General features: G+C 70.6%; 11 protein-coding genes. 5 read left to right on the forward strand and 6 right to left on the reverse strand.

Going from position 1 to position 14,411, the window contains the following annotated elements:
• Positions 1 to 8: 8 nt before the first annotated feature.
• Positions 9 to 1,259: a class I SAM-dependent RNA methyltransferase gene (locus MFF55_RS02240; protein WP_238242445.1), complete on the reverse strand. Its 1,251-nt coding sequence runs from the start codon at positions 1,257 to 1,259 to the stop codon at positions 9 to 11.
• Complete coding sequence (locus MFF55_RS02245; protein WP_373874695.1) at positions 1,256 to 2,029, reverse strand: TlyA family RNA methyltransferase; 774 nt, start codon at positions 2,027 to 2,029, stop codon at positions 1,256 to 1,258. The genes MFF55_RS02240 and MFF55_RS02245 overlap by 4 nt, the downstream gene beginning before the upstream one ends.
• 146 nt (positions 2,030 to 2,175) lie before the next feature.
• Here MFF55_RS02245 and MFF55_RS02250 point away from each other — a divergent pair, with 146 nt between their 5' ends.
• Positions 2,176 to 3,711 carry a CYTH and CHAD domain-containing protein gene (locus MFF55_RS02250; RefSeq protein ID WP_238242447.1) on the forward strand — a complete coding sequence of 512 codons (1,536 nt, stop codon included), beginning with the start codon at positions 2,176 to 2,178 and terminating at the stop codon, positions 3,709 to 3,711.
• A 12-nt stretch (positions 3,712 to 3,723) separates the two neighbouring features.
• Here the strand turns inward: MFF55_RS02250 and MFF55_RS02255 are convergent, their stop codons facing one another.
• The 4 genes from MFF55_RS02255 to MFF55_RS02270 form a co-directional block, all read right to left on the reverse strand.
• Complete coding sequence (locus tag MFF55_RS02255; protein WP_238242448.1) at positions 3,724 to 4,797, reverse strand: OmpA family protein; 1,074 nt, start codon at positions 4,795 to 4,797, stop codon at positions 3,724 to 3,726.
• A gap of 79 nt (positions 4,798 to 4,876) precedes the next feature.
• Positions 4,877 to 6,040, reverse strand: coding sequence for a GNAT family N-acetyltransferase (locus MFF55_RS02260; RefSeq protein ID WP_238242449.1), 1,164 nt, complete (start codon positions 6,038 to 6,040; stop codon positions 4,877 to 4,879).
• 7 nt (positions 6,041 to 6,047) lie between these two features.
• Positions 6,048 to 7,223 (reverse strand): glycosyltransferase, encoded by a 1,176-nt coding sequence (locus MFF55_RS02265; protein ID WP_238242450.1) that lies wholly within the window; start codon positions 7,221 to 7,223, stop codon positions 6,048 to 6,050.
• Entirely contained in the window at positions 7,220 to 8,545 is a 1,326-nt protein-coding gene (locus MFF55_RS02270; RefSeq protein ID WP_238242451.1) for a lipopolysaccharide biosynthesis protein, read from the reverse strand. Before MFF55_RS02270 ends, MFF55_RS02265 begins: the two co-directional genes overlap by 4 nt.
• A gap of 548 nt (positions 8,546 to 9,093) precedes the next feature.
• On the opposite strand from MFF55_RS02270, the gene MFF55_RS02275 reads away from it, so the two are divergent.
• Genes MFF55_RS02275 through MFF55_RS02290 form a run of 4 tightly spaced genes read left to right on the forward strand, consistent with a single transcriptional unit; the run spans position 9,094 to position 14,405 of the window.
• Positions 9,094 to 11,217 carry a GumC family protein gene (locus MFF55_RS02275; RefSeq protein ID WP_238242452.1) on the forward strand — a complete coding sequence of 708 codons (2,124 nt, stop codon included), beginning with the start codon at positions 9,094 to 9,096 and terminating at the stop codon, positions 11,215 to 11,217.
• Positions 11,218 to 11,264: 47 nt separating this feature from the next.
• A complete protein-coding gene (locus MFF55_RS02280) occupies positions 11,265 to 12,083 on the forward strand; it encodes a WecB/TagA/CpsF family glycosyltransferase (RefSeq protein ID WP_238242453.1) in 819 nt (272 codons plus the stop codon).
• Between the two features lie 15 nt (positions 12,084 to 12,098).
• Complete coding sequence (locus MFF55_RS02285; protein WP_238242454.1) at positions 12,099 to 13,394, forward strand: O-antigen ligase family protein; 1,296 nt, start codon at positions 12,099 to 12,101, stop codon at positions 13,392 to 13,394.
• Positions 13,395 to 14,405 carry a glycoside hydrolase family 5 protein gene (locus MFF55_RS02290; protein WP_238242455.1) on the forward strand — a complete coding sequence of 337 codons (1,011 nt, stop codon included), beginning with the start codon at positions 13,395 to 13,397 and terminating at the stop codon, positions 14,403 to 14,405. It begins immediately after the preceding gene.
• Positions 14,406 to 14,411: the final 6 nt, after the last annotated feature.

Consider the following 14,411-nt stretch of genomic DNA (forward strand, 5'->3'; position numbering starts at 1 on the left):
GGCTGAGCCTAGGTCCGTCGCCGACGAGCCGGCTCGCGGCGGAAGACGCCGACGACCTCCACGTGGCCCGAGTACTTGAACTGGTCGACGGGCGTGACCTCGTCCAGGCGATAGCCGCCCGCGATCAGCGTGGCCGCGTCGCGGGCGAAGGTGCCGGCGTCGCAGGCGACGCCGATCACCAGGGGAACCTTCGATTCGGCGATCCGCGTCGCTTGGGCGCCGGCGCCCGCCCTCGGCGGATCGAACACGATGGCGTCGTAGGTATCGAGCTCCAGCGGCAGCAACGGGCGGCGGAACAGGTCGCGCCGCTCGGTCGTCACCCGGCGCAGGCCCGGGGTCGCGCGGAGGGCGCGGTCGAGGCTCGCCAGCGCCGCGGCCTCGCCCTCGACGGCATGCACGTCGCAGATCCGCGCCATGGCGAGGCTGAAGGGGCCGCTGCCGGAGAAGAGGTCGACGACGCGCTTCACGCGCTTGTCGAGGGCGGCGAGCACCCGCTCGGTCAGCACCGCCTCGCCCCGGGCGGTGGCCTGGAGGAAGCCGCCGGCGGGTGGGACCAGCCGCGTGCCGCTTGACGCGATCGCCGGCGGGCGGCGCTCCACCACGACATCGCCGTGGAGCGAGAGCCTTGCGAGGTCGAACTCGCCGGCGAGCCGCACAAGGGCGGCGCGAACGCCCTCGCTCACCGGACCGTGGCCGCGCAGGTCGACGTCGAGCCCGGCCTCGGTCGCCGTGAAGGCCGCGTCGAGCGGCTTGCGGCCGTGACCCAGGGGTGCGGCCAGCGCTTCGGCGATCCCGGGCGCCGGGTGCAGGGCGGGAACGGTGATCGGGCAATGATCGATGCGCACGAGGTCGTGGCTGCGCGCCGTCATAAGCCCGGCGCTCGCCCGGCCCTCCTCGGCGCGGACATGCAGCGTCAGCCGCCGCCGTCCGGCGCCATGGGCGTCGACGAGGCGCGGAAGGGACGTCTCGATGCCGGCTTGGGACAGCGCCTGCGCCACGAGCCCGCGCTTCCAGGCGGCGTAGGGCTCCGACGCAAGGTGCTGCACGGCGCAGCCGCCGCAGCGACCGAAATAGGGGCAGAACGGCTCCGTCCGGTCCGGGGAGGGGGTCTCGATCGCGGCCAGCCGGCCGCGCCCGCCCTCGCGGCGGATCGCGACGCGCTCGCCGGGCAGGGCGTAGGCCACGGCGGTCCCGTCCTCCGCGATGCCGTCGCCCCGCGCGCCGAGCCGGCAGATTTCCACGCTTTCCGTCTCGCTCACGACGCCGCGCCCCGGCGCGCGCCGATCAGGAATTCGCGGTTGCCATCACCCCCGGTGACGGGGGAGGGGATCAACCCCAGGATCGTCATGCCGAGACCTTCGAGGCAGGCGCGGATCTCGGCGCAAACGGCCTCGTGAACCTCCGGTTCACGCACGATCCCGCCGCGGCCGATCCGGTCGCGGCCCGCCTCGAACTGGGGCTTGATCAGCGCGGCGAGCGTGCCGCCCTGTGCCATCAGCGGAACGAGGGTCGGCAGGACGAGGCGCAATCCGATAAAGCTGACGTCGACCGCGACGAGATCGGGCGGGGATGGGATCGCGTCCCGTTCGAGGGCGCGGGCGTCCGTGCCCTCTAGGCTCGTGACGCGCGGGTCCGTCCGCAGGCGGGCGTGCAGCTGGTCGCGGCCGACATCGACGGCGTAGACATGGGCGGCACCGCGCCTCAGCAGGGCGTCGGTAAAGCCGCCGGTCGAGGCGCCGATGTCGAGGCAGACCCGGCCCGCCGGGTCGAGACCGAACGCGTCCAGCGCCGCCGCAAGCTTGAGCCCGCCGCGCGAGACGAAGGGATGGGGCGCCTGCGCCACGATCCGGATTCCAGGCTCGAGTCGGTCGGAGGGCCGCGTCACCTTCCGGCCATCGGCGAGGACGAGGCCGGCCGCGATCGCCGCCTGCGCCTGCGCACGGCTCTCGAAATGACCGGCCTCGACCAAGAGGCGGTCGGCCCTCACCCGGTCCCGCGTCGTCTCCACCCTGGCTCCTCCCGAACACATCGCGCCCGAACCACCACGGTGGTTCGGCGGTTCGTCCGCTATCGGGCCCATCCGAGGACCACCTGACGCGGTACGCCGAGGCGTGATAGCCTTTTCGGCCCGCTCGGGCGACCTTCGGGCCGGCGCCGGGTCAACGGAGGAAACAGATGAGCGAGCCGCGGGAGATCGAGTTGAAACTGGAGGCGTCCGGACCGGATATCGCCGCCCTTGCGACTCATCCCCTTCTGCAATCGGCCGAGGCCGGACCAGCGGCGATCCTCACCTCCACCTATTTCGACACCGCCGGCGGAGACCTGCGCGCGAACGGATTGACGCTGCGGGTCCGGGTGCAGCGCGGGGACCACGTCCAGACGGTCAAGGCGGCGAGCGTCACGGCCGGGCTGTTCGACCGAGCCGAGTGGGAAGGGCCGGTCGAAGGGCCGCTGCCGGACCTGGCGGCCCTCGCGGAGACGCCGGCGGCGAAGATCCTCGACAAGGCGAAGGACGCGGAACTCGCCCAGCTGTTCGCCACGGTGGTCGAGCGCACGACCCGCCGCATCAGCTATGGCGCCTCGCGGATTTCGGCGACCCTCGACCAGGGCCGGATCGAGACCCCGGCTGGCGACGCGCCCTTGTGCGAACTGGAACTGGAGCTCGAGGAAGGCACGGCCGGCGACCTCTTCGCCCTGGCGCAGGCGCTGGCAGAGACCGCACCGCTGCGCCTCGGCGCGCTGAGCAAGAGCGAGCGCGGCTTCGCGCTCACCGACGAGACCCTGCGCCGGCCGAGAAAGGCCGGAGCCGTGACATTGGAGGAAGGCGTCAGCGCGGGCGAGGCCTTCCGGACCATCGCGCTCTCCTGCCTGCGGCACCTGCGCCTCAACGAGGACGTCTTCCTGCACAGCCGCGACCCGGAGGCGCTCCACCAGATCCGCGTGGCCCTGCGCCGCCTGCGCTCGGCCTTCACGCTGTTCAAGCCGATCGTCGCGGAGGATCCGGCGGCCGGTCAGCTGCGCGAGGAGATCAAGCGGGTGACCGAGCCGTTCGGCCAGGCGCGCAACCTCGACGTTTTCCTCTCGACGACCCTTCCGGCCGAGGTGAAGCGGCGCCCCGACGAGGCCGGCCTCGACGAGCTGCGGCAGCGGCTCGAGGTCGAGCGCGAGCGCGCCTACGAGGCCGTGCTCAACACGCTGCAATCGCCGGCTTGGCGCGCCCTGATCCTCGACCTCGTGACCTGGCTCGAAACCGGTCCCTGGCGGAAGGGCCGCGCGCCGCGCGAGCGCGACGCGCCGGCGGGGGACTACGCGGCGAGCGTCCTGGAGCGGGCCCGCCGCCGCATCAAGAAGCGCGGACGCCGCCTCGATACCCTAGAGCCGGAGGCACGCCACCACGTGCGCATCGAGGCGAAGAAGCTGCGCTACGGCGCCGAGTTCTTCGCCTCGCTCTATACTGGCCGGAAGGCGGCCAAGCGCCACAAGGCCTTCGTCTCGGCCCTCTCCGACCTGCAGGACCACCTCGGGGCGCTGAACGACCTCGCGACCGCTCACGAGGTCGCCGCAAGCGTGGTCTCGGGCGAGGACAGCGCGACCGCCGCCTTCGCCGCCGGCCTCACCGCAGCGGACGGGGAGGGGAATGTCGAGGCGCTGCTCGAAGCCTCGGCGGAAGCGCACGAGGAGCTGATCGACGTGAAACCCTTCTGGCGCTGACCGGCAGCAGGATCAGTTCAGCTTGACCAGCTCGACCCGGCGGTTCTTGGCCCGGCCGTCCTCGGCATCGTTGCTCGCGGTCGGCGCCATCATGCCGGCGCCTGCCGCCTTCAGGCGCTTCGGATCGATGCCGTGGCTCGCGGCCAGCACCTTGATCACGGCCTCCGCGCGCCGGCGCGAGAGATCGAGGTTGTACTCGTAGGCGCCCTGGTTGTCGGTGTGGCCGACGACGATCACCGCGAGCTTCGGGTCCGACCTCATCAACCCGGCAATCTCTTGAAGCGTGGCGTTCGATTCGGGCTTCACCTCGGTCTTGTTGGTGTCGAACAGGATGCCGTAGAGCGCGATGCGCCCGCTCGCGCCGATAATGCGGGCCATCTCCTCCGCCTTCACCGTGGTCATCATGCGGTCGCGGGGCTTCGGTTCGACGAAGTGCACGACCGCGACGGTGCGCCCATTGAAGGCCTTGCAGTATTGCGTGTCCACGACCTGGTAGGTGTGGACCGTCAGGTAGGCCTCGCCGTCGGGATGCGGCATCTGCGCGGAGAAGAAGCGCTGGCCCGTGATCGACGTGGTCATCGCGCACGACCCGTTCGAGAAAGCCGGGTCCTTCAGATCGCGCTCGTGCACGAAGTACATGAGCAGGCTCGAATCGCTGCCGCCGCCGGAACTCGAACGGCGATGGTCGCCGCCGCAGCCCTCCTCCTTGCAGGAGAACAGCACCCTGCCGCCCACGGCCTCGACCTCGTCCTGGTAGTTGCGCAGCACTTCGAGCGGCGAGCGCTCGGAGGGCAGGAGGTAGGTCAGCCGGGTGCGCGCGCCCTCGACCTCTCGCTGCTCCTTCGGCCGGAAGGCGCGGTTGTTGGAGACGTCGCGCTCCGGGGTCACTTCGAGCTTCGAGAGCGGCAGCCGGAAATCCGTGTAGGCGACGCGGTCGTAGCTGACGATGAAGGAGCCGTCGTAGCGCTTGAGCAGCGGGCTGTCCTTGGCGCCGGGAATGTCCTTCGTCGGGATCGTCGCATCCGCCCACGCGACGGCGGGACACAGCGCAAGGCAGAGCACGAGACAGCACTGGCGCAGCCACATGACGGCGAGATCCTTCCGGAGAATCGCTGAGCGCGCGAACGGTATCCCGGGCAGGGAAAGCTCGGCAAGCGGCCAAGCTTCAGGGGTCCTGCCGATCCGCATCCCCGCTCTGTCCGGACCGGGTAACGGCGGCCCGCGCGCCGATCCTGGCGCGATCGAGGCCCAAGGCGAGGCGGCCCCGCCAAGTCCGCGCCCCGGTCAGCGCGCCGAGGACGACGCGACGGTTGCCGAACCGTGCCTTGAAGCCCTCCTCCCCGCATAGGAAGTCCACCTCTGCGATGCCGTGGTCGAAGGACCAGCGCGCGTAGTCGGTCATCAGCAGCACGCCGGGCGACGCCCGCCCATGGGCCGGATCGTGGGTGATGAGATACACCCTCGTCGCTCCCTGCTCGACGAAGGCCACGGCGCCGGCGACGATCGTGTCCCCGCATTCGAGAACGAAGAGCCGCAGGTGGCGGCTCGCGGCCATCACGCCGACGAGGTGACGCAGCGCAGCGGCATCGTCGTCGAGGAGCGGCGGCGCGAGCCCCGCCGCCGTCGCCCATCCGCGCTTGAGATCGGCCAGCCGGTCGATCACGGGGCCGAGCGGCTCGTCATCGGCGATCAGCCGGAAGCGGATCGGGCCGCTCTCTTCGAGAAGCCGCCGCTTGCGCCGCAGATCCTTGCGGACCTTCCCGGACAGCCCGTCGAACCATCTCTGGCCGTTCCCAGCACCCTCGATGCGCAGGCTCACCGTGTCCCGGCTGCCTGGGCGCAAGCGGACGGGACCGGCCGCATCGATCAGTCGACGCGACGCCGCATCCGGCAGGAGGTGGCTGAGATAGGCGAGGTCGAAGCGGCAGGCGCGGTTCAGGGCAAGCCAGAGCTCGCCGACCAGGGTGGATGCCTCGGCTCCCGGCGCCAGCAGCGCGTCGCAATAATCGGTCTGGTCCTTGGCCGCCCATTCGAGCACGCGCAGGCCGTGCCAGCGGGTCACGACGAGGGGTAGAACGCCTTCGAGCTCTCCGCCGCGCCAGCACAGGGCGATCGCGAGCTCGCGGCGCGGGTGCGCGGGCGCCGTGCTCCACCAGGCCTCGATCCACGCATGACCCTGGAAAAGCGAACCGCCTGCTCTCTTCCACAGCTGGTCCCAGGCGTCGCCGACCGCGCGCAAACGCTCCGGGCAGCGGACGATCTCGAAGGTGCGAGCGTCCTCAGACCCCGGAACGGCCGCGAGGGCCGAGAGCGCGCCACCATCGAACATCGGGTTCTCAAGCCGTCGCGAGGCGGTGGGACGCCGGCACCGGTGCCCCGAGCCCACGGATGAGGTCGTCGTAGGCGTCGACCATGTCGTCGAGCGGAAAGCGCGAGGCGAGGCCCCTGGACCGGGCGGTGAGCGCCTCCGCGATCCCCGGCTCGTTCAGCACCCGGCGGACAGCGGCGGCGAAGGCGGCGGGATCATCGGCATCCACGAAGAGCGCGCAGGGCGCGCCATCGACGGCGAGCACCTCCTCCAAAACCGCCAAACGGTTGGCGACCACGGGCAAGCCGACCTGCGCCGCCTCGATCGCGGCGAGGCCGAAGGTTTCGGAGATGGATGGAAAGACGAAGACGTCGAGGGCGGCGAGAAAGTCGCCGACAGCAATCGGGGCAAGCTCCCCGACGAAGTGCAGCCGCTCGCTCCAGCCCTTCTCCTGCGCCAGCGCCTCCAGGCGCGCGCGGTCCGGTCCCTGGCCTGCGACGGCGAGGTGCCATTGCGCGTCCTCGCCGAGCAGGGCGACGGCGGCGCCGATGTTCTTAAGGGGATGCACCCGGGAGACGCAGCCGAGGAGCCTAGCCCCAGCTGGCAGGCCGTAGCGGGCGCGGGCCTCCGCCTTGGAGAGCCCGCTCGTCTTGTCGGCGAAACCGTGGTCGATATGGACGACGCGCCGCCGGTAGGCCTCCGGGTAATGCGCGAAGTGCTGGGCGGAATCGTGCGAGTTCACCACGATCCGACGATAGATGCCGAGCGTGCCGGCGATCTTGTCGAGGACGCGGACCTTCGGCGGGGTCTGGTCCGTCGTGGAGTTCTGGTTGGCGATGACGTCGCGCACGCCCGCGAGACGGGCTGCCGGGCCTCCGATGACGTTGCCGTAGTGCTGGAAGCACAGCACGACGTCCGGCCGCTCGCGCCGGATCTCGGAAACGAGGCGCCAGAGCAGGCGGGCAAGGCCGAACGGCCCCCTCGGCCGGGCCGGCGCGCAGATCACGACCTCCGGATGTCCGTCGAAGGCGCCGGTCTTCCGGTAGAAGAACAATTGCCGCGTGGCGTAGCCGCGCGTCGCCAGGGCGCCCTCGAGCAATCGGGCGATCTCCTGGGCCCCGGCGTTCTCCGCCTGCGGCTGGATCAGCAGCAGCTTGCGGCCGGGCACGGGACGGCGCGCCGGGCTGGCGTCTTTCTGCATCATCGGGCGGGTCTTTCCTGGCCGGTGAGGAAGATCGTGACGGCCGGGTCGACGGCGACCCGCGTCCGACAGGCGTGATTGACGGCAATGGCGCAGGCGCAGGCGCAGGCCGCGCTGGCGAGCGCCGCACCGAGCAGGCCGAAGGAGGAGGCGAGCAGCACGACCGCCACAGCGCGGGCCAGCACGAAGCCGGCCAGGAGCCGCGTGTAGAGGCCCTCGTTGCCGGTGAGGCGCAGGACGGCGGGCGCCGGCCCCCCCAGTGCGGTGACCGCCGCTCCGACGGAAAGAACCATCAGGGCGAGATAGCCATCCGTGAAGGCGGGCCCGAAGAGGCTCAGCAGCGGCTTGCCGGCGATCAGCATGAGCCCGAAGCCGCCCGCGATCAGGAACGCGGTCACGCCGCTGACGAGGCGCAGGCTGCGTCGCAGCTGGCCGCGATCGTCGACGCCTTGGAGGCGCGCGATCTCGCGGGTCGAGTAGTTATGCAGCCCGGTGCCGATGATGGCGAAGACGTTGGCGAGTCGGGAGGCCGCGAAGTAGAGGCCGGCCTCGCGCGGCCCCAGGGTGAGGCCGATCAGAAAGACCTCCATGTACTGGTTCGCGCCCTCGAGCACGCCGCCCGCCCAAAGCCGCGCGGAGCGGGACGCCCAATCGGCGATGTCGCGCAATGCGCCGGCCCGGCCTGGCAGGCCCGCCAGGGCGCGGCGGAGTGAGACGACATGGAAGGCGAGGCTGAGGGCGATGCCGGCCGCCGCCCAGCCGAGCAGTTCAGCGGCGCTCAGCGATTTCTGCTGCAGGAGCGCTGCTCCAGCCGCCGCGATGACGACGAGGCGCCAGGTGATCTCCCCGTGCAGGTCGCCCTGCGCGAGGCCGACGAGGGTGCGCGCGGCATGGGAGGACACGATGAGGTAGGAGGCGAGAACCACGAAGATTGCGGCGCAGGCGATGAAGGTCCCGTCCTGCCCCGTCGCGGCGGCGGCCACGACCACGAGTCCAGCGGCGGCGAGCGGCAGCACCAGGGTGACCCGCATCGCGTGCCGCAGGTCGGTTCGTGCCCTGTCGTAGTCGCGGGCCGCGACGTTCCGGCCCCAGTCCCGCATCAGGATCGTCTCCTGGCCGAAGACCGCCGTCACCGCGAGGAAAAGGAGTGCGCTGAACCAGATCGTGAAGGTGCCGAACGCGTCCGCACCCATCGCGCGCGCCGCGATGGCGAGCATGGCGAAGGCCAGGACCGAGCCCAGGCCCTTCAGCGCGAGCGCCACCGCCACCGCGGAGGTTTCGGGCCGCTGGGATAGCCCCCGAAGGCGCAGGAGCATCTCAGACACCGTCACCGCGTGTCGACGTGGAACAGAACGGTGGGCGCGCCCCGCGCAGTCTCATATCGGCCCATGCCTATCTGCCTTCGCTGCATCGATGCGATCCCGTTCCGTCATCCATCCAGGGCGTGCTCCGAATGAGACCGCCGGCCGAGCGTGGCACGAGACGCGCTGGATGAACGGCGTTTCAGCAAAAAAGGGGCCGGACCCTCGCGAGTTTATCTGCCGGAGGTTAAGGCGCGAAACGTATCATTTCGGTACGTCCCAAAATGAACGTGCTTTGACGCAAGATCGTGCCAGTCCGAGAAAGATCCAACCGAGCGGTATTTAAGGATAACACTGGCTTCTCGTTCTCGATCAGCACGAGATGATGTAGAGCTTCCTCCGAAGACAAGACAGTATTACTTAAGCACACGTTTAACGAGTCCGGCCTGTCTTTTGCAACACCGGTTCGACGAGCGTTCTGTGCAGATGCTTGTGTCAATACGGTCTTCCGAGGCGCCGAATTCATGTTGATGCACCGCGAGAGCCTTCCTCTCATTCCGCCGATGTCGAGCGTGACTCGAAACGAGCCGGCCGACGGGCTGATCGATCTTCGCAGCTGGCGATCCTTCGTCCTTCGCCACGGGCGCCTGATCGGGACGATCGCGGGTGCGATCCTGCTGGCGGCCGTGCTGGCCCTCGCGGTGATGGAGCGGGCCTACACCGCGACCTCGGTCCTCCTCGTCGACCCGCGCCAGTCCAAGCTCGCCCCGACGGAGGCCGTGCTCGCCGGGATCGGGAACGACGCGCTCGCCGTCGAGAGCCAGGTCGAGATCCTCGAATCCTCGGTCCTCGCCCGGCGGGTCATCGCGGAGCTCGGCCTCGCCGAGCAGGGTGAGCTCGCCCGCAACTCGGTGATCGAGACCCTGCAGGATTGGGTCGGCCTGCGCACGGCCGACGAGGAGAAGGCGCTCGACAGGGTCGTTTCCCGCTTCCAGGAGCGTCTCAAGGTCCGCCGGCGCGGCCTGACCTACGTGCTCGAAGTCTCCTACACGGCCAACGACGCGGCGCTCGCCGCGCGGGTCACCAACGCCTTAGCCGCCGCCTACCTCGCGGATCAGGTCGCCACGAAGCTTCAGGCCACGACCCGGGCGTCCGGCCTGCTCGACGGGCGGCTCGACGAACTGCGCAAGCGCGCCCAGGACGCGGAGCGGGCCGTCTCGGCCTTCAAGAACGAGAACAATATCGTCGACGCCGGCAGCGGCGGCACCCTGCTCGAGCTACAGATCTCCGAGCTCAACCAGCAGCTTGCCACCGCCCGCGCCCGCTCGGCGGAGACGGCGGCGCGCTTCGCCCAGGTGCGCCGTGCCGTCGAGAGCGGCGCCGGCGCAGCCGGCCTGCCGGAGGCGCTGCAATCCCAGGTCATCGGCGGATTGCGGACGCAATACGCGCAGCTCTCGGCCCTGCAGGGCGAGCTGAACACCACCCTCGGTCCCCGCCACCCCTCCGTCGGCAATATCGGCTCGCAGCTCAAGGATGTCGGCGCGCTGATCGACAAGGAGCTCGGCCGGGTGATGGCCGGGGTGCGCAACGAGAACGAGACCTCGCTGAGCCGCGAGCGCTCCCTGGAGGCGAGCCTTCGCACCCTCACGAAACAGGCGGTCGCCACGAGCCAGGCCCGTGTTCGCCTCGCGGAACTCGAGCGCGAGGCCGCGGCGAGCAAGGCCATCATCGACCAGTACCTGCTGCGCTCCAAGGAGATCCAGGAGCAGCAGACCCTTCAGACCGCCGACGCGCGGGTGCTCTCGCCGGCCTCGCCGCCGCAGAAGCCGAGCTCGCCCAAGACCGTGCTGGTGCTGTTCCTGGCCCTCTTCGTCGGCCTCGGCGGCGGCGTGGCGGCGGCGGCGGCCCGCGAGAGCTTCGACGGGCGCCTGCGCTCCGTCCGCAGCGTCGAGGAGGGCCTCGGCCTCTCGGTGATCGGCGTGCTTCCCTCCGCGAGTCCGATGGGGGGGTCCGCGCCACGGCGGCCCTCCCTGTGGTGGCGCTTCAACCCGCCGGCGGCCGATGACCGCGAGGCCTTCGCCGACGCGGCGCGGGCCCTCGGCGGCCAGGTCCGGCAGCACCTCGCCAAGTCGGGCGGCCGGACGCTCCTCGTCACCTCGACCGGCATCGGGGAAGGAAAGACGACCGTCGCCGAGGCGCTCGCCGAGACTCTGGCCCGCCGCGGCGGCTCGGTCCTGTCGCTCAGCCTCGACCTGCGCAAGGCCGGCGGCAACGACGAGGGCCGCTTCGACCGCCCCGGGCTCCTCGACGCCTTGCGCGAGGGCAAGCCCATCGAGGCGATGATCCAGCGCACGTCCGACGACCGGCGCAGCATCCTGCCGCTGGGTCGCGCGAGAGGGTCCGCCGAGGCGGCGGAACTCCTGGAGGGTGCGGCCATGCAGACGATGCTGGGCCGGCTCCGCGAACGCTTCGACGTCATCGTCATGGACGGCGCCTCCCTGGCGCAGGGCACCGACCGCTACGTCGCGGGCGAGCTCGCCGACCGGATCGTGTTCGTCGTCGAATGGGCACGGACCGAGCGGTCCGAGGCGAGGGCCGCGCTCGGCGCCCTCGGATCGGCCGCCGGCAAGGTCGTCGGCGCCGTCTTCAACAAGGTCGATGCAGGTCAGTACGCGCTCTACGAGCGCCAGACCTGACCGCGCCCCGCCCCTCTGGTCTTCCGCAACCCGCTGTCAGGACGCGTATGAGTACATCGCTGGAGACCTGTTCAGATCCGGTCGAGGCTGCAACCGAGCCGGCCGGCCCGCGCGAACGCCACATCTGCCGCATCGGCGGCCTGCCGATCGCGGCGACCGACCGTGCCGAGGCGGCCGAGTTGATGGCCGCGCTCGCCCTCGGCCGGCGCGGCACGGGCCGGCCGCCGGCCTACATCACCTCGGCCAACGGGCAGGTTCTTTCCGTCTGCGCCGGAAACCCGGAGCTGCGCCGGCTGTTCGAGACCGCCGACATCATCCACGCCGACGGGATGTCCCTCGTCTTCGCGGCGCGCCTGCTCTCGCGGCAGCCTCTCCCGGAGCGGGTGGCGACGACCGACCTGTTTCACGACGTGGCAGGCCTCGCCGAACGCTACGGTCTCAGCTTCTACCTTCTCGGTGCCACGCCCGAGGGCATCGCGCGGGCGACGAGCGCCGTGCGGCGGCAATATCCGAACCTGCGCATCGCGGGCAGCCACCACGGCTACACGGCGCCGGAGGACGAGGCGGCCCTTGTCCGCTCCATCGCCGCCGCGGCGCCGGACATCCTCTGGATCGGCATGGGGGTGCCCCGCGAGCAGCGTTTCGCCGTGCGCTGGCGCGAGCAGCTCGCGGGCGTCGGCGTCATCAAGACCTCGGGCGGGCTCTTCGACTTCCTGTCCGGTGCCAGCCCGCGCGCGCCGCGCTGGATGCAGAGCTGCGGGCTCGAATGGCTCTACCGGATGCTCAACGAGCCCGGACGGCTCGGCCTGCGCTACCTGACGACGAACCCGCACGCCGTCTACATCCTGCTGCGCCAGACCCGCTGACCGAGGACCCTGTCCGTGTCCTCCACCTCGCTCCCTCTCAGCGCGGCCTACGCCCCACCGGACCATGCGGCCGATGCCGCCCGGAGCGGGACGCGGGGGCGGCAGGCTCTCGCCCTCCTGAAGCTGGCCCTCGTCGCGAGCTGCTTCCTCGGGGTCGGCAATTACAGCCCGGCGATCGTTCCGCCGGAACTGGGCGCGCTCACGCAGGTCTTCTCCATCCTGATGTGGGTTCTCATCGCGGCCGCGAGCTTCGGCGTGCCCGCGCGCCTGCGCCTCGGCCCCTGGACCGACCTCGCGCTGGGCCTTGCCTTCTACGCCTTCGCCATCCTGTCGGTGCTCTGGTCGGACCTCCTCGCCGCGAGCTTCCTCAAGAGCGGGGCCCTCCTCGTCACGACCTTCGCCGCCTACCGGCTCGCCCGCAGCCTTTCCCTCGACGAGATCGTCGGCTGCGTCCTCGCCGGTCTGACGATCCTCTGCACCGCTTCCGTGGCCACGGTCCTGGTGCTGCCCGAGATCGGCATCGTCCAGACCGGGATGCATGAGGGCCAGTGGTCGGGCCTGTTCGAATCGAAGCAATCCCTCGGGGCGGTCGGCGCCCTCGTCATCTTCTTCGCGGGCTACCGCCTGATGACCCGGCGTCGGTGGCTGCCCTTCCTCCTCACCGTCTCCGTCGCCCTGGCCTGCGTCGTCGGATCGGGCTCACGCGGAGCGGGCGCGACGGCGGTCGCGGCGATCCTGTTCCTCTACGTGGTGCAGGGGTCGCCCCGGCTCGGGCGCCTGATGGCCTTCGGCCCCGTCGCCATGACCCTCGTCGCCTGCGCCCTGCTCGGCCACCTCTACGCGACGGACGGCCACTACTTCGTGGCCTTCGGCGAGCCGATCGACCTCACGCAGCGGACCTTCATCTGGCATCACGCCCTGGAGCGCGTCGATGCGAACCCGCTCCTCGGCTACGGCCTCAATGGCTTCTGGTCCGTCGACACGATCCTGCACGCCTTCATGCGCGAGCACGGATGGGCGCTCGACAACTACCATAGCGGCTACCTGGCGATCCTGACCGAGACGGGCCTCGTCGGCATGGCCCTCTACCTCGCCTGGATCTTCATGTTCGGCGCTCGCATGGCGAGATGGATCGGCCGCGACGCGCTGCCGCCGGCGCACCTGAACCTCATCGTCGCCTACATGAACCTGATCTTCTTCTTCAACGTCACCGAGACCTTCTTCCTGCGTTCCACGAATCTCATGGCGGTGATGATGGCGGCGTTCTTCTTCGTGAGCGCCCAGGCCCTCGATAGACGCCGGGCCGCCTGATTGATCCGCCTGTTCCTCGCTCTCGCCCTCCTGATCGCCACCTACGGCGCCGGCACGGCCGGGACCTCCCCGGCCGAGGCGACCGCGCGGCGGATGGGACGCGGCGTGAACATCCTGGGCTATGACGGCATCTGGGACGGCCATGCCGACGCGCCGTTTCGCACCAAGTACTTCCGCCTGCTGCGCGAGGCCGGATTTCAGCATGTCCGGATCAACTTCCACGCCTTCCGCCATATGGACGAGGCGAACCGGATGGATCCGGCCGTCCTGGCCCGCCTCGACGGGGTCCTCGAGCACACGGTCGCGGCCGGCCTGACTCCGGTCCTCGACGTGCACGACTTCGCAGCCTGCCAGCGCGACCCCGAGGGCTGCGCGATCCGACTCAAGGCGTTCTGGACCGAGATCGCCAAGCGCTACGCCAGGCGCTTCCCGAGCGCCGTCTACGAGATCCTGAACGAGCCGGGCGGCGCCATGACACTCGCGCGCTGGACGGCGCTCCAATCCGAGTGCCTGCGCATCATCCGCCGACACGATCCGAACCGTACGATCGTGGCTGCGCTTCTCAACGTCGAGGCGCCGCTCGCCGCGCGCGTGCCCGCGCTGCCGGCGGTGGACCGCAACATCATCGTCGCCGTCCACTACTACCAGCCGATGCGCTTCACGCATCAGGGCGCGCCCTGGCTGCCGGCCCTCGCAGGGATCGCCGGCATCGACTGGGGCAGTCGGGACGACGCGGCCCGGGTGACGGCGGATTTTGAGGCGATCGCGTCTTGGGCGCGAGCGGAGGGCCGGCCGGTCTATCTGGGCGAGTTCGGCAGCTACGACCGCGCCCCGACCCAGGCCCGCGCGCGTTACGCCGCCCACCTCGCCCGGACGGCGGAACGCCTCGGCTGGCCCTGGGCCTATTGGCAGTTCGACCACGACTTCGCGATCTTCGATACGAACACCGAGACCTGGGCTCGCCCGCTCCTCGACGCCCTGGTACCGCCCGGCAAGCCGGTTCAGCGCTGAGCGCGC

It is taken from the genome of Methylobacterium iners (assembly GCF_022179305.1).
GTDB classification, from domain to species: domain Bacteria; phylum Pseudomonadota; class Alphaproteobacteria; order Rhizobiales; family Beijerinckiaceae; genus Methylobacterium; species Methylobacterium iners.

Excerpts from the sequence above, each read along its gene's own strand:
- MFF55_RS02265 (WP_238242450.1), bottom strand. The coding sequence starts at position 7,223 with ATGATGCAGAAAGACGCCAGCCCGGCGCGCCGTCCCGTGCCCGGCCGC.
- MFF55_RS02260 (WP_238242449.1), bottom strand. The coding sequence starts at position 6,040 with ATGTTCGATGGTGGCGCGCTCTCGGCCCTCGCGGCCGTTCCGGGGTCT.
- MFF55_RS02255 (WP_238242448.1), bottom strand. The coding sequence starts at position 4,797 with ATGTGGCTGCGCCAGTGCTGTCTCGTGCTCTGCCTTGCGCTGTGTCCC.
- MFF55_RS02280 (WP_238242453.1), top strand. The coding sequence starts at position 11,265 with ATGAGTACATCGCTGGAGACCTGTTCAGATCCGGTCGAGGCTGCAACC.
- MFF55_RS02245 (WP_373874695.1), bottom strand. The coding sequence starts at position 2,029 with ATGTGTTCGGGAGGAGCCAGGGTGGAGACGACGCGGGACCGGGTGAGG.
- MFF55_RS02250 (WP_238242447.1), top strand. The coding sequence starts at position 2,176 with ATGAGCGAGCCGCGGGAGATCGAGTTGAAACTGGAGGCGTCCGGACCG.